Raw genomic sequence first — 25,221 nt, forward strand, 5'->3', positions numbered from 1 at the left:
GAGAAGTCATTACCTTCGAGTGTGGTGACGCTTGAACTGCTGGAGATTTCGACACCCTTAGCCGGGTTAGTACCATCATCGGCGTTGGTGGTTACGATAGTGTTATCAGAGACCACACCATCTTGAGCGGCATTATCGCCACTATCGACAGTGAACAGAATTCCAGTGACGTAATTCGCCCGATCTACCGGTGACTGGTGGTCATCTGAAAGTTGAATCTCATTGTTCGTGATTGTGACGCCGTCACCGACCACCTGAACGGTGTCTCCAAATGTCTCGGTCTGTACCGTAGAGTCTTCGATTACGTTGGACTCTATTGTGGCGTCTTCACCTGCAACAACACCAGCTTGTCTCCAATCGCCTCCGATAGTGAGACCGCGCACTTCTGCGCCGTCATTGATATCAAAGACAGTGGAAGCGGAGGCACCAGAGCCATCGAAGGTGATAGTTGTTTCTCCAGGCCCGTCATATGAGGCTACCTGATCAACAACGTCCCCGTCAATGATGACTGCAGGATTGTCCGCACCATATGGACTGGAGCTGTCACTGTCCCCTCCAGACTGATCGATATTCGTCTCGGTCGTGTCGGAGAAGACGAGGATTGAGTGCGGACCATCACCTGCGTCATCAGCAGCCTGTACTGCTGCCCCTATCGTTTGATACGATTCTTCAGCAGTGAAGTCACCTGCGCTAGGTGCATTTCCGTCACTGGTAACTGCGTAATCGAAGTTTGCCGGATCAGGCTGTTGGTAATTGCTGAGATCTGCGTCTGCCGCCGCACTCCCGGCAAACGACGCGCCCATCACGAAGACCGACATTACCATCAGCGCGGCCAGGAAGACCGCACGGACTTGCTCACCTGTGCTACTATTCATGCTGTTTCCTCCTGCGGGAGAGCCGCTCCCGCACTACGCGGGTTCGCTGTTCCCTCCAGAGAGTATCCACCGGTCGCCGGTACGCGCGTTTCGGCGTTGGGATACGTAGACCTGTTGTCGAGTATACCGGTCGTCATTGTATGATACGTCCAAGTCATATATTTGATTAGATATAAAAATAATGGTCTCTACAACACGGGGCCAACACTGGCCAGCGCCACGACGAGTGCTGTGGCTATCGGGCGTGAAAAAATGAAAAATCGTCAGGAGTCAGCGGCTGCTGACTTAGTTGTTGCGGCGGGCCGCGAGCATCGCAGCACCGAGCAGCGCGACGAGCGCGACGGCGATACCGAAGCCGGGTCCGTCACCGTCACCTGCGTCGGTGGTGGTGTCGGCCGGTTCTTCGGTCGGCTCCTCGGTCGGCTCCGGCGTCGGTTCCGGCGTCGGTTCCGGCGTCGGCTCCGGCGTCGGTTCCGGCGTCGGCTCCGGCGTCGGTTCCGGCGTCGGTTCCGGCTCGGCGTCGACGACTACGCCGTCAGTCGTGTCGTCCAGAGTGTAGCCAGTGCCGGTCGTCCGCACTTCGAATTCATCGTCGACCGGGCGGTCGCTGAAGTCGAAGGTCGCGCTGAACGTGCCGTCCGCTTGGACGACGACGTCCTTCATCTGCTTGAGGTACCCAGCGTCACCCGTGCCGGTGGCACGGACGTCGAACTCGGTCCCGGGCGCGAGCGTGGTCGTGCCGGTGATCGTCTGGTTCTCGGCGTTCTCGACGACCACGTAGTCCTCGTCATCGACTTCCTCGGTGTCGAATTCGACGTCAGGATCGACCATCTCGAACTCGGTCGTCATCGTCTCGTAGAAGTCCGTCCCGTCGTCGTCCCAGTCATCCTGGTCTGCGTTGAGCAGCCATTCGTCCTGGAGCGCGAACTCCATCTCGAACTCGTCACCGTCTTCGACCGCTCCGTCGCCTTCGTCAAGGTTGTCAGCAATGTCGTTCGTGTCGACCACGACGTACCAGTTGCCTTCACCGTCGTAGAAGACCTCGAGGTCGTCTTTTTCGAGGTCATCCCTGAAGTCAAGCTCGTTGGCGTCCTGGTTGGAACCAGGGTTGAGCTGCTCCAGCGTCAGCGCGAAGCCTTCAGGGTTGGCCTCGTCGTCGTCAGACGGGCTGCCATCGTAGACATTGAGCGCTTCCGTGAAGTCGTCAGTCGCGACGACGCCGTCCTCGTCGACGGAGTCCTCGTCAACTTCGACAAGGCCTTCAAGACCGGAGCCGCTGATCTGGGCGACCATCGTGTCGCCGGTGGCAAGCGAGGTCGACTCGGTCAGCTCGCCGTCTTCGACGGCCGTGGTGACGTCACCGATCGTCTCGATGTCGCCCGCGTTGCTGTCCGAGATCGTCCAGGTGTTCAGCGACTCGAGCGAGGGCTCCTCAACGAACAGCGACGCCACATCGTCCGGGCTGTCGATGGCGTCCGCGTACGCACCATCACCGACGATGGAGGAGACCGTGTAGCCACCCGTGTCAAGCACTTCGCTCAGGCCTTCCGTAGTGTCGCCGTTCTCGACGACGACATTTTCGGCGTTAACACTGTCGTCTTCTTCCTCTTTGTCGGCCCAGACACGCTGCTCGTCTGTATCAGTACCGGCAGCCGAAGTATCGAAGTAGACGATGACTTCGCCGTCACCGTCGTCTTCGACAGTCGCGTTCAGCTGGTACCCGTCTTCCTCGTAGTCGCCGATGGCGATCGTTCCAACATCACCCTCAGCTTCACCGTCGAAGCTCAGGACCATCTCGGTGACGTCACCCTGAGCGACGTCCTCGACACTCTCGATCGTGACCTCGCCGTCACCGACGTCGGTCACCGTGATCGAGTCGGAGTCGGCCGCGTCCGTGTCGGCGACTTCGAAGTCGAAGTCGTAGTCACCGGCGTCCTCGCCGTCGAAGTCAGCCTCGAAGGATTCACCGTCGGTGGCTGGGACGACAACGTAGTCCGGATCGTCGTCTTCCTCGACTGCCTCCGTGGCGGACGGGAAGATCTCTTCGAGGTCCTCGTAACTGAGTTCGCTCCCGTCGAGTTCACCGCTGATCTCGACCTGGAAGTCCTTGCGGAGCGACTCGATGTCGACATCGACGGTCTCGTCGTTGCCGACCTCGTCATCGTCATCGTCGAATTCGGCGCTCAGGTCCTGAACGAGGAGTTCGAACTCGGCGATGTCATCGTCAGTAAGTGAATCATCAAAGTCTCCATTTGAGGCGTTAAAGTAATTGCCATCGAAGCGGAGGGCGTAGAAGCCTTCCCCACGGAGACGATCCGTTTCGACGAGGATCGTCTCGTCGTCACGGACAGTGTACGAGCGGGCCTGACCAGTGTTGGCCGGATTTCCGCTGTCGTCGCGGTCAGTAATATACCGGACGTCGATGGTATCACCAGCTACAACGTCATCACCTTCTGAGTCAGTCGCACTGGAGAGGTCGATTTCGACTTCCTGGCCGCTCCAGAAGAGCTCCCCGTCGACGCTATCAGGCTGCTCGTCACCATCGTCAATGGTCACTGTGGCCGAGTCTGAAGTGTAGATCACGTCCTTATTAGGACCTTCAGCATCCCCCGGATGCACCGCAGCTACAATGTCAGTGGACTCGGTGATGTCTGTATCTAGTTTGATAGTCGCCTCATCTCCTGTGATATCGGTAAACTTGGTAAAACCAAGGACCGTATCGAGTTCCCCGTCAGTAACGTTCCAAATTGCAACGTACTGAGTACCAGTATCAGACGTATTCTCATTCACACCCGTAACTGTAACTTGAGTGACATCACTACCGGAGGCGATGTCATCGACAGTCACGGCCTCACCTTCTGCCGCAGCACTTCCTGTGAGCGCGATGCCACCAGCGAAGACGCTGAGTACCATCAGCGCGCTCAGGAAGAGAGCGCGTATCTTGTCTGTTTTGCTTGTCATAGTTTGTGTTGTTGTTCTGTTTGTGCTAGCAGTTTTGCAGGTCTACCGTACCTGCGACCCGACTAGCAGCGGGCAGTACGTCGTGAGGTTCCTGTGCCACCCATAAATACTTTCTGAACGATATTGGCATCCGTTGACACGCCGCGTCCGGCGATTTCGGGCCCCGAAGCCCCTCCCCAGTCGGGTGATCTCCACCCATCCCGGCGGACGACATTCCCCGATCCACATCCCGCCGTAACTGGCGATTCCAACCGAGTCGTCATACTGCCGGCTGTAAGTTCGTAAAGATATTCGCCACCCCGGGGTGGCGAATTCCTTCAGTTTGTTACAGCCGGCAGTATCACGAACCGCGAGCAATTGTCGTTGACATCGATATTGATCCTCCACACGTGCGGGCGCGTGATCACCACCCGTGTATCGAATCCCGTGTATCACCGAATCCCGTGTATCGAATCCGCCGTCCCTGCTGCTCACGCAGGCTCGACGAAGCCCCGGACCAGCGTCTCGATGAGGGCGTCACGGGCGGCTTCGTAGGCCGCCACCGACCGCAAGGTCTCGAACGCCTCGCGGGTCCGCACCGTCTGGGCGAGCATCCGGAGGACGTTGACCACCTCCTGTGGCTCGTCGACCCGGAACCGGGGATGGTCCGTCCACCGCTCGGCCAACACGAGCAGCGTGTCCTCGCCCTCCTTGAACTGCTGTTGCCTCTCGGGCGCGAGGCTCCGCAGGAGCTGCTGGCGTTCGTTCTCGACGACCGACCGATAGAACAGCGGATTGGTCTCGAGCTCCTCGAAGAGGATCTCCAGACCGACCCGGACTTCCGACTCGATATCGGGCTCATCGCGCAGGACGTCCGTGTACGACCGGGCGAGACGCTCGATCTCGTCGTCCAGCACGGTCAGATACAGCTCCCCTTTCGAGTCGAAGAACGTGTAGAACGTGCTCGTCCCGATCCCGACCTCGTCGGTCAGATCGGTTACCCGGGTCCGTTCGAGCCCCAGCCGCGAGAACAGGTCGGAGCCAGCCTCGATCAGGTCGCGGCGGATCCGTTCGCGCTCCGCGCTCGAAAAGCCGCTCATCGATCGCTACCTCCCGATCGCCCGGCGTTTGCGCTCATGCTAGCTCCCGCTACGAACGCAAGAACAAAATCGTTTTGTGTTTCTGACCCGCAGGATGGACCATGCAGCGACTAGCGACGACGGCCGCGCTGCCGTCGACTCAGTCCGATCGGTATCGACCGACAACAACCCACTCACACGGGAGGCCGACTCGATGAGCCAGCGCCGATCAGCCGTCACGATCGCGCTGGCGCTCGCGATCGCACTGTCCGGGACAGTCGCGATTGCGGGCGTCGGACTGGCACAGACGACCGACCCACCCGCACCGACGGGAGTGGCTCAGGGCGAACCGGATATCGACGTCCATCTACCGGAAGACACGGTCCTCCCCGGAGAGACAGCCCGGCTTAATCTACAGATCTCGAACGGCGGGGAGATGCATTACGGTCCACCCGAGATGCAGGAGACGGTGACCACCGCCCGCAACGTGCGCGTCGAGGCCGAAGCGGAGGGACCACTGACCGTCGAGACCGGCCAGCAGGCGATCGGTGGGGTGACGACCACCCGGCCGGGATCGTCGACTATCGCACTGACGGTCCCCGAAGGGACCGAACCGGGGACCTACGAGATCGACGTCGAAGTGGCGTACAGATACACCGATCTCGTTCGACTCGGAGGGACGGTCATCAACGAGGACACCGAGACCGTGACGCGCACGGTCGAAGTGACCGTCGACGACGCCCCGCGCTTCGAGATCACGAACGCCACGACCGACGTCCGATCAGGCGATCAGGGAACGATGGACGTGACCCTGCAGAACACCGGGTCACAGACGGCCGATGACGTCCAGCTAGCGCTCGACTCCACGAGTTCGTCGTTCCTCTTCGGACAGGTCCGGACGGACACGGCCCGCGTCGACACGCTCGCGCCGGGCGACAACACGACGCTCGAATACGACGTGACCGTTCCTCCGGACACGACCGCTCGCGACTACGCTCTTTCCGGAACCGTGACGTACACTGACCCGGACGGAATCCCGGGCGTCCATAAAGGGTTGTCCGTCGGCGTGCGGCCGCTGGCCGAGCAGACGTTCGCGGTCGAGACGGTTGCGTCGACGCTCCGGGTCGGCGAAGAGGGACAGCTCCGGGGCACGGTGACGAACACGGGCCCGAGTACGGTGAACGACGTCGTCCTCCAGTACGCTGACGAGTCGGCGACTTCGATCGTCCCGACGGTCAGTAACGTCGCTATCGGCGACCTCGAACCCGGCGAGACGGGCACGTTCGAGTTGCCGCTGGAAGTGACCACGAGCGGCAAGGCGACCACGCGGTCGCTGGATATGGCAGTCACCTATCGCAACGACGAGAACGAAAAACGGGCCTACGAGGCCGCGAACGCGATCGCGTCGATCGAGCCGCGCCGCGATCAGTTCGCGATCGCGGTCGACGACGACACCGTCGCTGCCGGCGGCCAGCGGACCGTCACGGCCACGGTGACGAACCAGCTCGACGAACCCGTCTCCGACGTCAACGTGCGAATGTTCGTCGACGATCCCCTGGATAGTACCGAAGACGAAGGCTACATCGGCTCGCTCGCGCCCGGCGAATCCGAGACGGTCACGCTACAGCTGAGCGCGTCAGGTGACGCGGTCGCGAAAGTATATCCGACCGATTTCGACGTCAACTACGAGGATGCCGACGGCATCTCGAAGAACGCCGATACCGTGACCCTCCCGATCACCGTCACAGACGGGGGCGATTCGGGGCTCCCCGTGATCGCGATCGCGATCGGTGCGTTACTCGTCGTGCTCGTGGTCGGGGGCTTCTGGTACTGGAGGAGCTGACGGATGAGCGCGAGGGGTCGTATCGACGCGTGGGTCGAACGAGTCACGGGTTTCGTGACCGAGCGACCACGGGTCGTTATCGTCGGGTTCCTCCTGATAACGGCCGTCTTCGCCGGCGGTATGGGTCAGGTATCGATGGGAAGCAGCGATCAGACCGAATCGTTCACCGAGGGAATCCCCGAACAGGAGGCCCTCGACAGTATCAACGAAGAGTTCCAGGGCCCGTTTGAAGCCGATACGCCATCCACCCAGCTGATTCACGAGAGCGAAAACGTCCTCTCGCAGTCCAGTATGCTCGAGATGCTGCGGCTTCTCGAGCGAATCGACCAGCGCGAAGAGCTGTACGTAGCATCCACAGCGGGGCCGGCACCGGCAGTCGCACAGGCACTCGACCCGACGGCGACGACGCCCGAACAACAGCAGCGAGCCATCAGACGGGCGAGCGAGACCGAGTTCCGGAAGACTGTATCGGCCCTCGCCGAACGGCCGGGGTTCTCGCGATCGCTGAGTGACGACTTCAACGCCCGCGAGGGCACTGCATCCGCCGCGATCACCGTCGTGACACACTCGCCGCCCGACCAAGGCGACCACACGGAAGAGATCCAGACGACGATTCAGTCGCTGGCCGGGGACGGGGACGCGACAGTCTACGTCCTGGGTGACGGGATCGTCCAGTCCGAGATGAACAACGTGATCAACGACTCGCTCGCGATCGTGATGCCGCTGGTCGTCGTGCTCATCCTGGGCTTTCTGGCCGTCGCCTACCGTGATCCGATCGACATGCTCCTCGGGCTCATCGCCCTGGCGATGACGATCGTCTGGACGTTCGGGTTCGTCGGCTTCGCGGGCATCCCGTTCGATATGACGATGATTACCGTCCCGGTGTTGCTGTTGGCCGTCGGGGTCGACTTCGGGATTCACATCATCAATCGCTACCGCGAAGAGACGGTGATCGGCCGCGAGAAGATCCCCTCGATGCGGGTCGCGCTCTCCCAGCTACTCGTCGCGTTTGTCATCGTCGCGATCACGACGTTGTTCGGCTTTGCCGCGAACATATCGTCCGATCTGGAGCCCATCCGCCGCATGGGCTTCGTCGCGGGGATCGGCATCCTGTTTACGTTCTTCATTTTCGGGATCTTCCTCCCGGCGGCCAAGATCGAGTCCGACCGGTTTCGCGACCGATACAACGTCCCCGAGTTCGACAACACGCCGGTTTCGAGCGGCGACTCGGTACTCGGGCGGGTGCTTGCGGTCCCGGCCCGGATCACGAACCGGGCGCCCGCAGCCGTGGTCGTGGCCGTACTGTTGGTGACCGCCGGCACTGCCGTGTACGGTGCCGGCGTCGACAACACCTTCGAGACCGAGGACTTCCTCCCGCCGGAGGAGCAACCCGATGTCGTTGAGAACCTGCCCGGCGATCTCGCACCCAGCGAGTACACGATGACGGCCACGTACAATTTTGTCGAGGACAATTTCGAGACGGCGACTGGCGAGGAGGTCATACTGTACGTCGAGGGCCCCTTCGAGCAAGCACACGCTCTCGACTCGCTCGTCGCGCCAAACGACGACCCGCCGGAACCGTTCGCCGTCGGAGAGCACGGCCGGGCAGAGAGCGAGAGCATCGTGACGGTGATCCAGTCGTATGCTGAGGAGAACCCGGAATTCGCCGCACTCGTCGCCAGAAACGACCTCGACGACGACGGCATCCCCGATCGGAACCTGGTACAGATCTACGACGAACTCGATCGATCACCGTACGGCGATCGGGCGTCGGAGTACCTGACCGAGGACCGACGAGGGGCGAAAGTCAGTTACTCGGTCGATGCCGAAGCGTCGCAGGGCGAGATCGAAGCGGCCGGGCGAACGTTCGCGGACGATTTCCAGTATGAGGCGACCGCGACCGGCAACACGATCGTCTTCGGGGCCGTCTCCGACATCGTCTTCGAGTCGTCGATCCAGAGTCTCGCTCTCGCGATCGGGCTCTCGGGCGTGTTCCTGATCGTCGTGTACTGGCTGCTCGAGGGACGGCCGATGCTTGGTGTCATCAACACCTTCCCGATTATCGTCGCCGTCGTCGGCCTCCTGGCCACGATGCGTGCCCTGGGCATGGCGTTGAACGCGGTCACGGCGACGATCCTCTCTATCGCGCTGGGCGTCGGTATCGCCTACTCCGTCCACGTCATCCACCGCTACGTCGACGAGGTCGGCGACGGAACCGGGACCCAGGAAGCGCTTCTCACGACGCTGACCGGGACCGGCGGTGCGCTGACGGGGAGTATGGCCACGACTTCGCTCGGGACGGGAGCGCTCGCGTTCGCCATCTCGCCAGTCCTCGGCGACTTTGGGTTCCTGATGGCGATCAGCGTGTTTTACTCCTTCGCGACGTCGATAATCGTCCTGCCCCCGACCGTCCAGGCGTACGCCCAGTGGGACGGCTATCCGAAGTGACAGCGTTGCCCGCTCACGGGCCACTTCGTTCGGAAGTCCCCTGCATCTCCGCGAGTTCACGTCGTCGAAGCAGCCGATCGGGTGGTTCGGGATTAGCGTCGGGGCGAACCGGCTGGTTAACCGACACGTTGCTGACCGGTCAACTGTGCAAAAAGTATACCAATACGTGGGCCAACATTCGGTGCATGAACGAGAAGCGTGCTACCGAGACGGAGGAGTCGGGGCAGGCGGTCACCGCGAGTACCGCACGACAGGGAGGCACCAGCTGATGGGCCGGATTGGTCCCCGAAACACGGTCGCAGTGACGCTCCTCGTCGTGCTCGCCGCGACCGTTGCCCTCGTCAGTGCGACGGGCGTATTCGCGCAGGAAATAGAACGGGACGGGGGCATAACGCGTGGTGAACCCGAACTGGACGTCTGGGCCACAGAGGACGAAGTGACACCCGGAAGCGACTCGCCACTGGAGGTCACGATACAGAACAACGGGGATCTCGACTTCGGCAGTCAGGCCGAGACCGTCCTCACCGCTCGGGGCGTCACGATCGAGGTCGAGGACGCGGGCCCCTTCGAATCGGCAGCGGGGAAGACCGGCCTCGGCCGGATTCAGGACGGTGTGTCACGGACCGTCCCGCTGGAACTCGAGGTCCCTAATGATATCGAACCCGGCACCTACGACGTCGAGGTCGAAATCGAATACGAGTATACGAACCGGGTGACCAGCGACGGGAGACAACAGCGACTCTCCGAGAGCGATACCCATGAGATCGAAGTCGTCGTGCCCGACGAGCCGCAGTTCGAACTCGGAGCCGTAGAGACCGATATCGCGCCGGGAACGACCGATACCGCGTCGGTCGAGATCGAGAACGTGGGCACGGAACCGGCGAACGAAACGCGGGTCTCCTTTACCGGGGCCGGTGGCGTGACAATCGACGGTGGGGCGAGCGAGAACTACCTCGGCGACCTCGAGCCGGGTGAAGCGGCAACGACGACCGTAGAGGCAGCGGTCGCTGAGTCGAGCGGCGCGGCAACCACGTCCATCGAGGCCGCGTTCACGTACACGGACGGGAACGGAATCGAGCGACAGGGAACGTCAGATCGAGCGCGATTCTCGCTCGGCGAATCGCAGTCGTTCTCGATATCGAACCTGGAAGGGACGCTCGCGGTCGGATACGACGGGATCGTCTCTGGCACGGTCCGCAACGACGGTCCCCGGACTGTCGACGATGCCGTGTTAATCGTGGAGCCGATGAGCGACTCGATGGTCGTCGAAGATACCCGCTATGCACTCCCCGAGATGAGACCCGGAACGACGGCGAACTTCAGCTACCCGACTGACGTCACCGGCAACGCCGACCCGGGCGATCGGCAAGTCCGGTTCACCGTCGAGTACACGGGGAGCGGCGACACGACACTGCAAGACGGGCCACTCTCCGAACGGATCACCGTCAACGACGTGAGCGACGAGTTCTCGATCGGCGGCGACAGGGAGTCGATCCGCCAGGGTGAGTCGCGCGAGATCGTCCTAGAGATAACGAACGAACGCCCCGAGACACTGTCAAACATCGACGCGAAGCTCTACGACGACTCGCCGTTCGATGCCACGGACGACGAGGCGTTCGTCTCCGAACTCGAACCGGGCGAGTCGGCACAGCTCCAGTTTGCTGTCTCGGCTGAGCGCGGCGCGCCCGTCGAGACCCACCCGATAGAACTCGACTTCGAGTACGACACCGAACGCGGTGACACGGTCCTGTCCGACACGTACCAGTATCCGATCGACATCGAAGCGTCCGAAGACGACAGTGGTGGCGTTCCCACCTGGGTTCTCGGAGCCGCGGCCCTGGCCGTGATTGTCGTCGGCGCAGCGATCTGGTCCCGGTATCGATAACGAATGCGAGAATCCACACAGCCTGTCGCCAGCGAATCGGACGGCGACGGACCGGAACGCGGGCGTCGGCTTCCCACCGACCGCATCTCGACGGCGATTACCCAGTACTCCGGCCGAGTGGTGCTCGCGTTCCTCCTCGTCACGGTCGTGCTGGCTGGCGGGATGACCAACGGCGGCGGGCAGGAGTCGGGGACCGACCAGTTCACCGAGAACTTGCCCGAACAGCAAGCGCTCGACGATATGGAGGCGGACTTCCGACTCGATGGACGGTCGGAGGGCGGCTCCACGGCAACCCTGTTCGTCAGTGATGATCGGAACGTCCTATCGAGGCAAGGCCTCTTGCGGATGGTCGAGTTTCAGGACCGGGCCGAGAACGAAGACGGACTCCGGATCCGGTCGACGACGAGCCCGGCGTCACTGGTCGCACAGCAACTCGATCCGAGCGCCGAGACGCCCGACGAGTACCGCTATACCATCGAAGGGGCGACACAGCGAGAGCTAGAAAGAGCCATCGCAGCGGCCGATCGAAGCCGTGGGCTGCCGGTGAGTACGGATTTCACACGCGAGTCCGTCTCGGCCAAGGTCGCCCAGGTCGCGATGACCTACGACACCGCCCCGGCCGCGGACACCGACGACGAACTGGCGCTGCAGACCGATACCGTCGAGTTAGTCAACGAGATCGATGGCTACGAATCAGGCGAGAACGTCGACGTCTTCGGCAACGCGATCATCGACAGCGAGAGCCAACAGTTGCTGCTGGATACCTCGATCGTGGTTTTCCCGGCCGCGGCCCTCTTGATCCTCATCCTCCTGCTGTTGGCCTATCGCGATCCGGTTGACCTCGTGCTTGGGCTGGTCTCGCTGATGATGACCATGGTCTGGACGTTTGGATTCATGGGTTACGCTGGGATCCCGTTTTCGGAGTCGTTTATCGTCGTGATCGCACTCCTGCTGGCCGTCGGGATCGACTTCGGCATCCACAGCATCAACCGCTACCGCGAGGAGCGAGCGAAAGGGACGGACATCACGAACTCGATGACTGCGTCGATCGACCAACTGACCGGCGCGTTCCTCCTGACCACTCTGACGACCGCAATCGGGTTCGCATCGAACCTGACGAGTTCGATCGGGCAACTGCGAGACTTCGGGCTCGTCTCGGCCGTCGGAATCATCTTTACGATGTTGATCTTCGGGGTATTCCTTCCCGCCAGCAAAGTCGGACTGGACCGCCTCCGGGAACGGTTCGGCCTTCCATCACTCGGGGGCGCACCTCTGGGAAGCGAGGGATCGCTCCTCAGCCAGGCCCTCACGGTCGGGGTAAAGATGGCCCGTATCGCCCCTGTCGTCGTTCTCGTGAGCGCACTGCTTGTCGGTGCCGGCGCGGCGGCGTACGGAACTGGCGTCGAGGCCGAGTTCTCACAGGAGTCGTTTTTCCCGAACGAGGATCGCATCGAACAGTACGAACAGCTGCCGGAGCCGTTTTCGCCCGGCGAATACACCTTTATCGCGGTGCTCGATCACCTGGAGGAGGACTTTGACCAGGGATTTGTCGGCTCGGTGACCGTGTACGTAGACGATCCGGACGTGCGCTCGGCTCGCGGGTTCCGGGACGTAGATCGCACTCTGGACGATCCGCCGGACGCGATCAAACAAGAGCGAGGTCGGGCGGACGCGACCAGTATCGTCTCGATCACCAATCAACAGGCCAACAGCGATCCCGCGTTCGCAGCCAAACTCGCGCGGGCGGATTCGAACGGCGACGGACTCCCAGAGCGCGATATCGACAAGGTGTATGACGAGCTGCTCGAGAGCGAAACCGCCCGGGAATACGTCACGAGCGAGCGGGACGCGACGCGGATCGTCTATCAAGTCGACAAAGACGCGGACGAGACCGGGGCAACGCGCGCTGCGGCGGCGATCGCCGAAGAGATGGAGATGGACGCGACACCGACCGGCGAGCTCGTCGTCTTCAGCGCGTTGACCGACCGGCTCACTGAATCAGCACTCGTCGGGCTTGTACTCGCGTTGCTGCTGACGGCGATCGTGCTGATGGTCGCCTATCAGTGGCTCAACGGGCGTGCGATATACGGCGTGATCAACCTCATCCCTGTCGTCGTCACGGTCGCGGCGATCGCAGGTTCGATGCGATATCTCGGGATCTCGATCTCGGCGTTCAACGCGCCGATCCTCTCCGTCTCGATCGGGCTGAGCGTCGACTACACGGTCCATTTCATGCACCGATTCGTCGACGAGTTCGAATCCGGCAAGGACGTCCACGACGCACTCGACGTGACCGTCCGCGGCACGGGAAGCGCACTCACGGGCAGTATGCTCACGACTGTGTTCGGATTAGGCGTGCTCGCACTGGCGTTGATCCCCCTGATCGCCGAATTCGGGATCCTACTCGCGATGAGTATCTTCTACGCCTACGTCGCGTCGATACTGATCCTTCCTTCGACTATCGTCGTGTGGGATCGGTTCGGCGAACCGATCGTCGAACGAGTCGCGACAATACGCGCGATGCGGTGAGTACTGTCCCGAAAACGGCGAGCAATCGACGCGAAGCAACCGGGACCACGACAGCACGATGGCGGTGACACTACGAGCGAACAGCCCGAGCCGGTCTCGGCGTCGCGCTGGCGCCGGTCAAGGTAACGCGACCCGATATCGAAGCCGAATATGAGCGACTCAAACGCGCGTGAACGCCTCGATGCGAAGCACGAACGCAACCGTGACCACCGTATCGAAGGCATCAGGCGCTGGGTCGAATACATCGAGTCCGAACCCCCCGAAACATGGGGACCACAGCAGAACGCAATCGTCAACGACCAGATCGAAGCGGCCCAAAGCATACAGACTTCGACATCCCATCAACAGAAAATAAATGGCGTAGCAGCGGAGAGTCTCGAAGTGACCGACGAGTCTGACGCCGATTCGAAGTGAAGTCTCAAGAGGTTCGACTCAGAAAGCAGACATAGCATCGCCAAGACAAAGTCATCTTGGGCTTTGCCGTTTGCTCGCGACGCACTGTCGCTCGCAAAACAAGCCAAGGGCCGGATTTGAACCGGCGATGATCCGCTCTGCAGGCGGACGCGTTCGGCCGGACTCTGCCACCTTGGCGCAGGTTAGACTAACCGGCTATACTGCTTAAGGCTAGCGCTTTCGATCGTACGAATCACTTGGGGATATCGGACACGAGCACGTTGTACCCGGAGAGTCAGCCGGCCGAGACCGAACCGCCGGACCCGCAGTTCGAGCCGCTCTCCTGGTCTTCGAGGATCGCCGTCCGGAACTGACACTGATAGCCGACGCCGTCTTCGGGGATCGTGATCGAAGTGCCGGTTTCCGGAACGGCGAACTCCAGCCGAGGGTCGATCACCAGCCGCGAGGACTCGCCGTTGGCGATGTGGCTCAGGAACCAGTCGTCGACGTTCTCGTTGGTCATCGTCACCGTGTACTCGACAGTCCTGGTTTCGCCGGGCGCGAGCACTGCGTCCCTGTCGACGCTGTCCGTCGAGAGCGCGTCCCCGCTTGCGGTGAACAGCGGCACGTCATTGGCCGTGGCGTCGAGTCGGAACCCGTCCGGGACCAGCGCAACTGGAACCGATCCGGAGTTGTGGACATGCATCGTCAGCGTCATGTTCGAGCGGTCCTCGGTCACTGTCGCCCACTCCGCGCCGGCGTCGCGGATTTCATAGCCGGCGGTCGCCGGTCCACTCCCGGCCGTGTATTCGCCTTCCATCGTCGAGACGGCGGCCGAGAACGCCTCGATCACGGGCTGGCGGTCCTCAAGCAGCGTGCGCTCGTGCTCCGGGAACGAGACGTGTTGCTGTCCGAACGCCTCGACCGTCGCGTTCCCGGTGGCGCGCAGTTCGATCGTCTCGTCCGCGCGGACGTACGCGACCCACCACGGCACGATCCTGTCGTTGTCGAGCGTCGATGTGAGCGTGATCGTGCTCGATCCGCTCGGGACCGATACCGAGTCGCGCTGGCCGTCGACGAGTCGCACACCGTTGAGGTCGACCCAGTACCGCGCGTCGAACCTCTCGGAGAGGCTGATGCCGAGCGGGTTCGGGTTCTCGACGCGGATCGTCGTCTCTATGTCGGTCGTCTCCTCGGTCGTCGTCCCCCACTCGCCCGGATCGTCGACCGTCACGCTCGGGACTCCGAGAATACCGGTCGCGAAACCGAGCGCGACCAGCACGACGCCGAGAACGAACAGCACGCCGACGAGCTTGAGGAGTCGCTTCGCCAGCGAGAGTACCATATCCGAATGTATCTGTAAGTCAATATACGTCTGGTGGCCGCGGAAACGCTGTCGACGGTCGCGTCGGGGTCGCCGATCCGATACGACAGCCTAACCGCTCACCGCCTGAAAGAAACGAAAATTGTGTGCTCGCGTCCGCAGTCAGAGCCTACTCGTCGAGGCGCTTGACGTTGGTCGCGCGCGGGCCTTTGGGGGCCTGTTCGATGTCGAATTCCAGTTCTGTGCCTTCCTCAAGGTCCGGGCCGCCAACGTCTTCCATGTGGAAGAAAACGTCCTCGTCCGCGTCCTCAGTCTCGATAAAGCCGTATCCGCCCGTGTCGTTGAAGAAATCAACCGTACCTTTCGCCATTGCAGGTAGACAGACGCCACGAAGACTGATAAACGTTGCGAGGTTCGCCGGGATGTCTCCTCGATCGACGAACGAGCGGCTGGCCGTGGACGGCAAACGGGGTCGAACCGCTGTGACCCCGGAGAACGGGTCAGTGCGCGTAGCGTCTAGATGACGCGGTTCTGCAGGTAGTCGAGGTGCTTGGCGTTGTATACGATCTGCACCTCGTCGCTGCCGGGCGTGCCGACGCAGGTCAGGCGGACGCCCTTGTCTTCGACCTCTTCGTCGCTGAGGATCTGTTGCATGTCCATCTCGACTTCGCCCTCGCGGACGATCGACGCACAGTTCGCACAGGCGCCCGCCCGGCACGAGAACGGCCAGTCGAACCCTTGTGCTTCGGCGGCCTCGAGGATGTACTCACCCTCGGCAACCTCGAGTTCACCGTGATCGGCCTCGTCGAGGTCGGCATCTTCGGCCTTCTCGAAGAGGTCGTCGTCGTAAATGTCCCAGTCCTGGTCGTCGACTACTTCGTAGTTGAGGTACTCTACTGTGGGCATCACCCGAAGTATACTGAGGCCTCACGGTTAGACTTTGCTGTTTGATGTGGTGCACGATAACACGCCTGCGTGTTCGGGACACGGTCAGACGATCGGGACGAACCGGAACACGAGGAAGGCGGCGATCGTCGCGATCGACGGGACGAGATTCTGCATGAGTACGACTCTCGCGGTCGTCTTCGGTTCGAACAGTTCGTCCGCCGCCGGGATCTCCTCGCTCCGTTCTTCGCCGATCGGGCGGGTCTCGACGTCGGTGGGTGTGCCGGTCTCCCCGCCGACGGTCGGCGCGTCGTCGGCGGCGGTGAGCGCACCGACCGAGACGTCGGGCGTCTCCCCGTATACCGTCTCGCCGAGTGTGACCGTCCGCGTCGCCCGACCCCATCCCAGACCGACGATGCTCATCGTGGCGATGACGACGAAACTCGCCGGGATCCCGATCGCCGAGAGCCCGGTCACGACGGTCGAACTGACGACGGCGACGACGATCGCCGCGAGCAGCGGCAGGTCGGTCAGGTCGTTGCCGACCGTGTCCATCGTCCGGCGGGCGATCGTGAACGCGCCGAGCCCGATCGCGCCGCCCGCGAGCAGGATCCCCTCCGTCTCGCCGAGCGATCCGCTGCCGACCAGCGGCGCGACCGCGTTCGCGACGTTCGAGGCCCCCGCGGCGAAGGCCATATAACAGCCGATCCCAACGACGACGACCGTCCCGAACACCTCCCGGGACGTCGTCTCCTCGCCCAGCCGCGGTCGCGGAAGCGCCCCGGTGCGATCGAGGACGAACAGCGATCCTCCGGACTGGTCAATCGCGAACCGCTCTACGAGCGTCGGATAGAGATACCGCCCGATGACGCCGCTGACCCAGAAGGCGACGACCGGCGCGACCAGCCACCAGGCCACGATCTGCCCCATCGTGCTCCACTTGAGGGTGTGTTCGGCCAGTCCGAGCCCGGCGATCGCGCCGACGGCCGTCATCGACGTCGAGGCGGGTACGCCCGCGACGTTCGACAGAAAGAGCGCAAAGCCGACGAAAAACAACACGACAATGCTCACGACCATCGTGAACTCGGTCGTGACGATGTCCGATCCAAGGGTGTCGACGACCTCTCGGCCAACGGTCAGCCCGCCGGCCAGCGCGAACACCGTCATGAGCGCCGCCGCGCCGAGTTTCGAGATCGTCCCCGCCCCGACCGCCGGCCCGAACGCTACGCCCGTCGAGGACCCGCCGATGTTGAAGCCGACGAAGGCGGCGACGAGGATGCCGACTGCGAACAGTACCCCGTCCATCGTATGCGATGACAGGGCAACCGGCGGCTAAACTGTGACGCATCGATCTGAGAAGTGCTAATCGACACAATGCGCGACTGCGAGCGGACCGACCTGACGTATCAGATTCACAGACAGGGCAGTTAATACCGCGCCGTACATAATGATTAATCGTAACGGATAAAGTAACGCTCAGTGAAAGCCAGTCGGTCCTCAGCGAACTCACATACCCGGTTGATCGGACTGTCGCAGCGGACGAGTTCGCCGAAGTCACCTTGCAACTGGCCGACGGAGAGAGGAACCTCGGCGAATTGATCTCACAGACGACCAGCGAGACGTTCGACACCCCCCGTGACCTCGAAACCGAACTCCACAACGTCCTGCCACGCGAGGCAGTCGGGGAACCGTTCCAATCCGAAGGTGAAGGATAACAATCTAGTCGAGCTTGGATTCGCTGCTCGCGGCAAAAGTACGCCAGGACTGGGATTTGAACCCAGAATCCCGAAAGGGAACACGCTTTCCAGGCGTGCGCCTTACCGTTCGGCCATCCTGGCTCGTTCGAATCGTGAGTCTCCCGTCGATTAAGGGCTTTCGTTATCCGGCGACTGATTGGATACTCGCGGGCCGCCGCTCCGCCACACGCGAGTCGTTCCCAACCCCCTGTCTTCGGATCGAAACCAACCTACGTATTGCGATTACGGCCCGTTCCGTTCACTTTCACTCCGGGGCTAGATACGAACGCGGCGCCGGAGCGCGCTCGACACGAAACGAGGGTCGGGACGGAAACCAGTGATACCGGCGCTACTCGGCCATCAGGCCGCCTTCCTCGACGCGCATGACCGCCTCGCCGTCCGGCAGGTTCGGCGCGTCGACCAGCTTGACGATCCGCTTGTTGTTCTTCGACTTCCGGAGGTACATCCGGAACGTCGAGGTGTGGCCGAGGATGTTGCCACCGATCGGCTGGGTCGGATCGCCGAAGAACGAATCGGGATTGGAAGCGACCTGATTGGTGACGACGACGGCGGTGTTGTTGAGGTCGCCGACCCGCATCAGGTCGTGCAGGTGCTTGTTGAGTTTCTGCTGGCGCTCGGCGAGTTCGCCACGACCGACGTACTCCGCGCGGAAGTGGGCTGTCAGTGAGTCGACCGCGAGCAGCCGGACCGGGAACTCGTCGTCCTGGGACTCGCTGGCGATCTCCTGGGCCTTCTCGGCCAGCAGGATCTGGTGGTTGGAGTTGAACGCCTTCGCGACGTGGATCTTGTCGAGCATCGACTCGACGAGTTCCTCAACGAGCGCTTCGTCACCGGCGTCAGCGTCGTCCGCCTCCTCGACGATCCCGTGCAGGACCATCGTCGCCTCGATGGTCTCGTCATCGAGCCCGTTGACCATCTGCTCGATCCGCTCGGGTCGGAACGTGTCCTCGCTGTCGATGAAGATCGCGCTGCCCTCCAGTCCGCCGTGTTCGGCCGGCAACTGGACGGTTACAGCCAGCTGGTGGGTCACCTGGGACTTGCCGGCCCCGAACTCGCCGTAGACTTCGGTGATCGACTGGGTCTCGACGCCGCCGCCAAGCAACTCGTCGACCTCCTCGACGCCCCAGGAGAGCTTGCCGATCTGCTCGCGCCGCTCGAGGACCGTCGCACCGCTCTCGAACCCGCCGATGTCGGCGGCCTCGCGGGCGGCCTGAATGATGTCCGCCGCCGACGATTCGCCGACGTCGGCCGTGTTCGACAACTCGCCCGGCGAAGCGACTGCGATCCCCTGGTAGGACTCGTATCCGTTCTCGCGCAACTTTTCGGCTGTCGCCGGGCCGACGCCCGGCAGGTCTTCGAGGTCTTCGGTCGCTGCCATACCCCTCGCTTGTATCGGATGGGTCATAAACCCTCGTTAACAGCAGACTGAAAGTGAAAGCGCATGACGTAAGTCCCACGGTTCGTGCTCGAATCGCCGGGTTTAGGTGAGAAGGCGACGGGACGAGACCGTCACTCCCAGGGGTGTCCGTCGTCTTCGGGCCAGAGCGGATACCAGTAGGCTTCGTCGGCTTCGAGGTCGAGTTCGCCGTCGAGCACGCTCTGGAGTTTGAACTCGGCGCTCGAATCGCGCTCGCGCTTGCCGGGCAGCGGCGCGAACGGATAGTATGCCCCCCGGCGGAACGAGTACACCCAGTAGACAGAGCGGTCCTCGGTGGGGTGCTCGAAGGCGAACAGCGCCGCGAGCAGCCGCGAGCCGTACCCCTGTTCGATGAGTTCGTCGGCGGCGAAGTGGATGCTCGTCACCAGGTCCTCGAAGGTATCGTCTTCGAGGACGACCCAGTGGTAGCCGTGGCCGTCCTCGACGAACTCGGCGGTCGTGCCCGTCTCGGCCTCGCCGGCCCGCAGAATCGCCTCGACGTTCTCCAGCGCGTCGGTGAAGTCCGTGCTGTCGACGGCGGCGAAACACAGCGCGGCGTCGCCGGTCGGCGCGTAGTCCAGATCGGCCTCCATTGTCACGTACGCGGTACTCATCCCCCAGAGGTCGTCGGGATCGGCGTCCCGGGTCGCGTCGGCCTCGGCCTTGAGCCCGAGCGCCTGCTTGAGCCCGTCGAACAGTCCCATGGCTGTCGGTTCGGCCGTGTGCTATATACATTCGACGGGTGACCTACAGTTCGAACGCAAGCCTGTCCCCGGCTTCGACGCCCCGGTCTGCCGTCCACCCGTAGGCGACTTCGAGGACGTACTGTCCGCGACCCGGATACCGCTGGTCGTTCCCGTCTTCGTCGGGGGCCGGCACAGGCGCGTGACGGATCGCTGTGATCGTCTTCTCGCTGTCGGCGTAGACGATGTCGATCCCGAAATCCATCCGCCGCATGACGAACGAGCGATCCGCGACGCCGTCGAAAACGAACAGCATGCCGCGGTCGACCGGCAGCGTTTCCGTCCCGCTGAGACCCCGATATCGAAGCTCCGGGGTGTCCGCGATCGCTGCCGTCACCTCCCCGAGCGACTCCCGGTCCGGTGTCAGCGCACGAACCGTCGTGGTCTCGTAGCCTCGGTGAACGCTCGAGGCGGTCGCCGGACCGGACGTGCCGGCGCTCGTCGATCGGTTCGCCGTCGATTCCGCGTCCGTCCGTTCGGACTCACGACTGGCACAGCCTGCCAGCACCGCGACGCCGGCCCCGACCCCTCGAAGATACGTCCGGCGGTCCATGGGTCGGGTTCGACCGCCACCGTCAAGACAGCGGCGGTCGCTCTATCACGCATGGAGTTCACGCCGGACGAACTCGCCGGGATCGTCGACCTGTTCGGCGCGCTTGACCGGTCGGCGCTCCAGCGGGCCTGCGTCGAACTCGCCTACAAGCGCGGCGCGGACCGCGAGCCTGCGGGTTTCGACGACGCCATCGACGCGGCTGTCGCCGACTACCACCTGCTGGTCCTGGACGACGAGTTGCTGGTACCGGGACCGATCGCGTTCCCCGAATTGCCCGAGGGCGCGACCGACCTCCCGCACATCCTCGATGTCGAGTCACGGACGATCGATCGCGACCGGCTGGCCGAGGCCGCTCAGCGGCGGTTTCGAGCTGACGCCGCGGCGGCCGTCGAGGCCGGCGACCGCGAGCGCATCGAACACCTGCTCGACGTCAGTTACGAACTCGAGGTCTGGGCACCGGTCGAACTCGCGCAGGCGCGACGCCGACTAGACGACGCGCTCGGGGAGTGACCTTGCCGGACGAATTATTAGTGCTCGCGTCCGAGTACCGGTATGGACCTGGGGCCGATCCGCGAGTACGATCCTGCCGACCTCGACGGGGACGCCCGAGAGGCGTCGGTGTTGCTCCCGATCGTCGATCGGCCAACGGGCCCGCACTTGCTGTTCACCAAACGCGCCGACCACCTCGAGAATCATCCCGGACAGATGAGCTTTCCCGGCGGCCGCCGCGAACCCGAAGACGACGACAGGGTCGAGACCGCGCTCCGGGAGGCCAGAGAGGAGATCGGGCTCCGGCCGATCGAAGCACGACTGCACGGCCGTCTGGACGACCTCGAAACCGTCTCGGCGTACGTCGTCCGACCCTACGTCGGGACGATCCCCGACCGGTCGTACACGCCAAACGACGGCGAGGTGGCCGAGATCACGGTCCTGCCACTCTCGGGCATCCTCGACTCCGACAACCACGAGAGCGAGTGTCGCGATCACCCACAGTACGGGGAGATCCAGCTGCACTACTTCACCGTCGACGGCTACACCGTCTGGGGGGCGACGGCCGACATCCTCGTGCAGTTTCTTGAACTCGCGACTGACTGGCGTGCCCCCGCCGAACCCGACTGTGCGGCAAGCCACGAGACCGATCTCACGACGTGATTCGGTTCACGCTTCGTCTTCTGTGTCGCTGTCCGGGGACTCCGCTTCGTCGGCTTTCGGCACCTCGACCCGAAGCGTCCCGTTGTCGTGCAGCGTCGCGGTCGCGCCCTCGGCCTCGATCGCCGCGTCGTCCGGGAGCGTCACGGTCCCGTCCAGCGACAGCCCGCGACCGGGCAGCACCATCTCGAAGTGCTCGTAGACCTCCCGGAACCGGTCGACCCGCACGTCGATCGTCCGACCGCTCAGTCGGACCTGCACGTCGCTGCTGGTCGCACCCGGCGCGTCGAACACGGCCAGATACGCGTCGTCGCTCTCAAGCAGATCCACCGGGAGCGGCGTCCGTTCCTGTGCCTGTCCCATCGCCCGGCCGACGTTCTCGAGCACGGCGTTGCTGATCGTCTTCCCCACGTCTCGAATCGAGGTCATACGTCTCCTTGGGACGGTAGCGTCTTAGGGGTTATGTCCTCGGCAGAACGACAGGACTGTTCGGGGCCCGGCAGTTCGAGAGTCGCGTAGCGATCTGCGGACTTCGCCCGTGAAGCCGACCTCGGTCAGTATGACTGTATACGTCATGCAAGCAAGCCGACTTCCCTGGAGTGGAACCGGATTTGAGTCAGCGCCCGGGACAGCAATCGAGAATTAATAAACCCTGTGCTGATATGAACGTTTAACTCCAATCTAGCGAAGATATTTTGAGCCAGGGGTGGTTTCGGGTGAGTAACTACAATGCCCACCGAGGAGCTACCCGAGCGGGCACCCGGCAAATACGTCCCGTTCGGACAGCAGTCGTACTACCTTCCGGAAGAGCTGCCGCCGTCGCGTGAGATCGAACTCGGCCCGAAGTTTCACGAAACGCTCCAGGACGCGATCTACCAGCTCGGTCGACTGGAGGGAATCAGCGAAGAGACGGACGCGAGCCCCATCGTTTACACCTCTCTAGTGCGGCGTGAGGCCGTCGAGTCGGTACTCATCGAAGGTGCGGACCTCGAACTCGAAGACCTGTTTCGACCCTCGGACATCGATCGCGGTGAAACGACCAGAGACCTCCGCGAGGGGTTGAACTACGAGAAAGCAGTCAAAGAAGGGGCGAACCGCGTCACCGAAACCGGCGGGATATCTATCGAGTTGATCCATGGCCTCCACGAAACGATCATGGCGGGCGTCCGCGACGAGGGAGATGAAACCGGCAGATTCCGGTCACAGCCGGTACACATTCCGCCACCCGAGCCCCATCGCGCACCGTTCATCCCGCCCGCCCCTAGCCATGTTCCCGGGCTCATGGACAACCTCGTAACCTACATCAAGCAGGGCGGCCCCTACCACGATCTCGTTGACCTCGGAATCGTCCACTACCAGTTCGAGACGATCCACCCTTACGGCGACGGGAACGGTCGGATCGGTCGACTGCTAATCACGCTGCAACTTGTCCAGCAGGGGTACCTGAGCGATCCCTACCTCTATCCCAGCGCGTACTTCAACGAGCACAAAATCGAGTACGTCAAACTACTGCGGGCGGTGAGCGAAGACGGTGCCTGGGAGCAGTGGCTTCACTTTTTCGTTGACGGCATCCGCCAGCAGGCCGCCGACGCGGTGGCGAGGACCGACGAACTTCGCGGATTGCGCCAGGAGTACGACGCGCGGTACGGCCACGAGAAGACCGCAACCGACCGCCTCGCAATGCGCCTCTTCCAGTATCCCTATGTGACGACCAACGACGTGGAGGAACTGCTTGACGTGTCTCATCAGACGGCCCGGAACGCGATTACGGAGCTAGAGCAAGACGGTGTGCTTCAGGAGACAACTGGCAAGAAACGTTATCAGGAATTTAAAGCGGTGGACATCTTCGACATTCTGACGCGGTCGTTCGGGAACGAGTCGTGAGCGGCAGATTAGGTAAGGCTATTCACACTTCCCGTGTGTCACCGTCGGTCGGCGGCCAGTTCGTCAGCGAGCCCGGTGTATTCGGCGGGCGTCAGCGCTTTCAGTTCCTCGCGTACGGCTTCCGGGACGTCCATGTCCTCGAATCGCTCCCGGAAGTCCGCGAGCGAGACGCGCCGGCCGCGCGTGAGGTCTTTCACCCGCTCGTAGGCGTCGTCGTAGCCCTCCCGCCGGAGGATCGTCTGGACGGCCTCGCCGATCACCTCCGGGTTGGCCCGCAGGTCCTCGGCCATGACGTCCTCGTTCGGCGTGACCTTCCCCAGTCCGGTCTGGAGTTTGTCGTAGCCGATCAGACAGTGTGCCAGCGCCGCGCCGACGTTGCGCTTGACCGTCGAATCCGACAGGTCGCGCTGGAGCCGGGAGTGAGTGACGTAATCGCCCAGGAAGGTTAGATCGGAGTTGGCCTTCGAGAGGTTGCCTTCGCTGTTCTCGAAGTCGATCGGGTTGACCTTGTGCGGCATCGTCGAGGAGCCGGTCTCGCCCTCGCGGGTCTGCTGGCCGAGATACCGGTCGGAGATATACAGCCACATGTCCCGATCGAGGTCCAGCAGGACGTTGTTCGCCCCTCGAAGCGCGTCGAACAGCGCCTGGAGGTCGTCGCCGGGGTTGACCTGCGTCGTGAGCGGTTCGTGTTCCAGCCCCAGCGAGGCCACGAACGACTCGGCGAAGGCGGGCCAGTCGACCTCGGGATAGGCGGCGTGGTGGGCGGCGTAGGTCCCGGAGGCCCCGGCGAGCTTGCCCGAGAGGTCGTCGGTCGCACGCTCGATCCGGCCGATCGCGCGCCCCAGCCGCGAGGCGTAGACGGCCATCTCCTTGCCGAAGGTCGTCGGCGTCGCGGGCTGGCCGTGAGTCCGCGCGAGCATCGGGACCGCCCGGTTTGCCCGGGCGAGTTCGGCCAGCGCGTCGCGGACGGCGCGCAGCTCCGGGAGGAGCACGTCCTCGATGGCCGGGCCGAGCAGGAGCCGGTACGCGAGGTTGTTGACGTCCTCGCTGGTCAGCCCGAAGTGGATCCAGTTGTCGATCGCCAGCCCCTCGGGCAGGCCCTCGCGGACGAAGTACTCGACGGCCTTGACGTCGTGGTTGGTCGCCGGGTAGTCCCCGTAGCCCGTCGTCTCCAGTCGCTTGACGATCTCCGCGTCGCTCTCGTCGAACTCCTCGTACAGCGCCTGCAGGTGCGCGCGCTGGTCGTCGGTGAGTTCGAGCGGCGTGGCCTCGAGGTCGGCGAGCGCGAGGAGGTACTCGACCTCGACCTCGACGCGAGCGCCGATCAGCGCCTGCTCGCTGGCGTACGGCACCAGCGGCTCGGTGTATCGGGCGTAGCGACCGTCCAGCGGCGAGACGGCCTGGAGTGCGGACCGGTCTGTCATGGCTGTGGCTCCGCGGCAGATCCGCAAAAGCGTGCCGAAACGCGATACCCGCGTCCGTTCCGACCGCGGGGCCAGCACAGCCGTCTCGGCACA

General features: G+C 62.9%; 20 protein-coding genes, 2 tRNA genes and 2 pseudogenes. 9 read left to right on the plus strand and 15 right to left on the minus strand.

Annotated features, from left to right (window positions below):
* Window positions 1-779 precede the first annotated feature (779 nt).
* From HSR122_RS15070 to HSR122_RS13680, 4 genes and pseudogenes are all read right to left on the minus strand, one after another.
* A pseudogene (locus tag HSR122_RS15070) lies at window positions 780-875 on the minus strand (surface glycoprotein); the annotation flags it as partial.
* Between the two features lie 285 nt (window positions 876-1,160).
* The gene (locus HSR122_RS13675) at window positions 1,161-3,431 is read right to left on the minus strand and encodes a BGTF surface domain-containing protein (RefSeq protein WP_229110358.1); all 2,271 of its coding nucleotides are present in this window, start codon (window positions 3,429-3,431) and stop codon (window positions 1,161-1,163) included.
* Window positions 3,432-3,743: 312 nt separating this feature from the next.
* Window positions 3,744-3,836, minus strand: a pseudogene (locus tag HSR122_RS15075) (surface glycoprotein); the annotation flags it as partial.
* A gap of 470 nt (window positions 3,837-4,306) precedes the next feature.
* Complete coding sequence (locus HSR122_RS13680; RefSeq protein WP_229110359.1) at window positions 4,307-4,915, minus strand: TetR/AcrR family transcriptional regulator; 609 nt, start codon at window positions 4,913-4,915, stop codon at window positions 4,307-4,309.
* 193 nt (window positions 4,916-5,108) lie between these two features.
* On the opposite strand from HSR122_RS13680, the gene HSR122_RS13685 reads away from it, so the two are divergent.
* From HSR122_RS13685 to HSR122_RS13705, 5 genes are all read left to right on the plus strand, one after another.
* The gene (locus HSR122_RS13685) at window positions 5,109-6,737 is read left to right on the plus strand and encodes a COG1361 S-layer family protein (protein WP_229110360.1); all 1,629 of its coding nucleotides are present in this window, start codon (window positions 5,109-5,111) and stop codon (window positions 6,735-6,737) included.
* A 3-nt stretch (window positions 6,738-6,740) separates the two neighbouring features.
* Window positions 6,741-9,185: an efflux RND transporter permease subunit gene (locus HSR122_RS13690; RefSeq protein WP_229110361.1), complete on the plus strand. Its 2,445-nt coding sequence runs from the start codon at window positions 6,741-6,743 to the stop codon at window positions 9,183-9,185.
* Window positions 9,186-9,453: 268 nt separating this feature from the next.
* Window positions 9,454-11,070, plus strand: coding sequence for a COG1361 S-layer family protein (locus tag HSR122_RS13695; protein ID WP_229110362.1), 1,617 nt, complete (start codon window positions 9,454-9,456; stop codon window positions 11,068-11,070).
* Window positions 11,071-11,073: 3 nt separating this feature from the next.
* On the plus strand, window positions 11,074-13,599 hold the full coding sequence (locus HSR122_RS13700; RefSeq protein WP_229110363.1) for an efflux RND transporter permease subunit: 2,526 nt from the start codon (window positions 11,074-11,076) through the stop codon (window positions 13,597-13,599).
* A 150-nt stretch (window positions 13,600-13,749) separates the two neighbouring features.
* Entirely contained in the window at window positions 13,750-14,013 is a 264-nt protein-coding gene (locus tag HSR122_RS13705) for a hypothetical protein (protein ID WP_229110364.1), read from the plus strand.
* 101 nt (window positions 14,014-14,114) lie between these two features.
* Here HSR122_RS13705 and HSR122_RS13710 read toward each other — a convergent pair.
* The 5 genes from HSR122_RS13710 to HSR122_RS13730 form a co-directional block, all read right to left on the minus strand.
* Window positions 14,115-14,190 (minus strand) — tRNA-Cys (locus HSR122_RS13710).
* 97 nt (window positions 14,191-14,287) lie between these two features.
* Entirely contained in the window at window positions 14,288-15,337 is a 1,050-nt protein-coding gene (locus tag HSR122_RS13715) for an LEA type 2 family protein (protein WP_229110365.1), read from the minus strand.
* Window positions 15,338-15,485: 148 nt separating this feature from the next.
* Entirely contained in the window at window positions 15,486-15,686 is a 201-nt protein-coding gene (locus HSR122_RS13720; RefSeq protein ID WP_229110366.1) for a cold-shock protein, read from the minus strand.
* Window positions 15,687-15,832: 146 nt separating this feature from the next.
* The gene (gene fer, locus HSR122_RS13725) at window positions 15,833-16,222 is read right to left on the minus strand and encodes a ferredoxin Fer (protein WP_229110367.1); all 390 of its coding nucleotides are present in this window, start codon (window positions 16,220-16,222) and stop codon (window positions 15,833-15,835) included.
* 84 nt (window positions 16,223-16,306) lie between these two features.
* Window positions 16,307-17,506 (minus strand): inorganic phosphate transporter, encoded by a 1,200-nt coding sequence (locus HSR122_RS13730; protein ID WP_229110368.1) that lies wholly within the window; start codon window positions 17,504-17,506, stop codon window positions 16,307-16,309.
* A 149-nt stretch (window positions 17,507-17,655) separates the two neighbouring features.
* Between HSR122_RS13730 and HSR122_RS15080 the strand changes: the two genes are divergently transcribed.
* On the plus strand, window positions 17,656-17,916 hold the full coding sequence (locus HSR122_RS15080) for a DUF5789 family protein (protein WP_394355575.1): 261 nt from the start codon (window positions 17,656-17,658) through the stop codon (window positions 17,914-17,916).
* 41 nt (window positions 17,917-17,957) lie between these two features.
* On the opposite strand, the gene HSR122_RS13740 is transcribed toward HSR122_RS15080, so the two are convergent.
* The 4 genes from HSR122_RS13740 to HSR122_RS13755 form a co-directional block, all read right to left on the minus strand.
* A tRNA-Ser gene (locus HSR122_RS13740) sits at window positions 17,958-18,039 on the minus strand.
* A 247-nt stretch (window positions 18,040-18,286) separates the two neighbouring features.
* A complete protein-coding gene (gene radA, locus HSR122_RS13745; RefSeq protein ID WP_229110370.1) occupies window positions 18,287-19,336 on the minus strand; it encodes a DNA repair and recombination protein RadA in 1,050 nt (349 codons plus the stop codon).
* 131 nt (window positions 19,337-19,467) lie between these two features.
* Complete coding sequence (pspAB, locus tag HSR122_RS13750) at window positions 19,468-20,079, minus strand: PspA-associated protein PspAB (RefSeq protein WP_229110371.1); 612 nt, start codon at window positions 20,077-20,079, stop codon at window positions 19,468-19,470.
* A gap of 43 nt (window positions 20,080-20,122) precedes the next feature.
* Window positions 20,123-20,671 carry a DUF192 domain-containing protein gene (locus tag HSR122_RS13755; protein ID WP_229110372.1) on the minus strand — a complete coding sequence of 183 codons (549 nt, stop codon included), beginning with the start codon at window positions 20,669-20,671 and terminating at the stop codon, window positions 20,123-20,125.
* A 51-nt stretch (window positions 20,672-20,722) separates the two neighbouring features.
* On the opposite strand from HSR122_RS13755, the gene HSR122_RS13760 reads away from it, so the two are divergent.
* Together HSR122_RS13760 and HSR122_RS13765 are read left to right on the plus strand one after the other, a co-directional pair.
* Complete coding sequence (locus HSR122_RS13760) at window positions 20,723-21,181, plus strand: DUF7109 family protein (RefSeq protein ID WP_229110373.1); 459 nt, start codon at window positions 20,723-20,725, stop codon at window positions 21,179-21,181.
* A 42-nt stretch (window positions 21,182-21,223) separates the two neighbouring features.
* Entirely contained in the window at window positions 21,224-21,823 is a 600-nt protein-coding gene (locus tag HSR122_RS13765; protein WP_229110374.1) for an NUDIX hydrolase, read from the plus strand.
* Window positions 21,824-21,829: 6 nt separating this feature from the next.
* On the opposite strand, the gene HSR122_RS13770 is transcribed toward HSR122_RS13765, so the two are convergent.
* Window positions 21,830-22,249, minus strand: a complete 420-nt coding sequence (locus HSR122_RS13770) for an Hsp20/alpha crystallin family protein (protein ID WP_229110375.1) — start codon at window positions 22,247-22,249, stop codon at window positions 21,830-21,832.
* A 300-nt stretch (window positions 22,250-22,549) separates the two neighbouring features.
* Here HSR122_RS13770 and HSR122_RS13775 point away from each other — a divergent pair, with 300 nt between their 5' ends.
* Entirely contained in the window at window positions 22,550-23,704 is a 1,155-nt protein-coding gene (locus HSR122_RS13775) for a Fic family protein (protein ID WP_229110376.1), read from the plus strand.
* A 38-nt stretch (window positions 23,705-23,742) separates the two neighbouring features.
* Here the strand turns inward: HSR122_RS13775 and purB are convergent, their stop codons facing one another.
* Entirely contained in the window at window positions 23,743-25,128 is a 1,386-nt protein-coding gene (gene purB / locus HSR122_RS13780; RefSeq protein ID WP_229110377.1) for an adenylosuccinate lyase, read from the minus strand.
* Window positions 25,129-25,221: the final 93 nt, after the last annotated feature.

The organism is Halapricum desulfuricans (genome assembly GCF_017094525.1).
Lineage (GTDB): Archaea > Halobacteriota > Halobacteria > Halobacteriales > Haloarculaceae > Halapricum > Halapricum desulfuricans.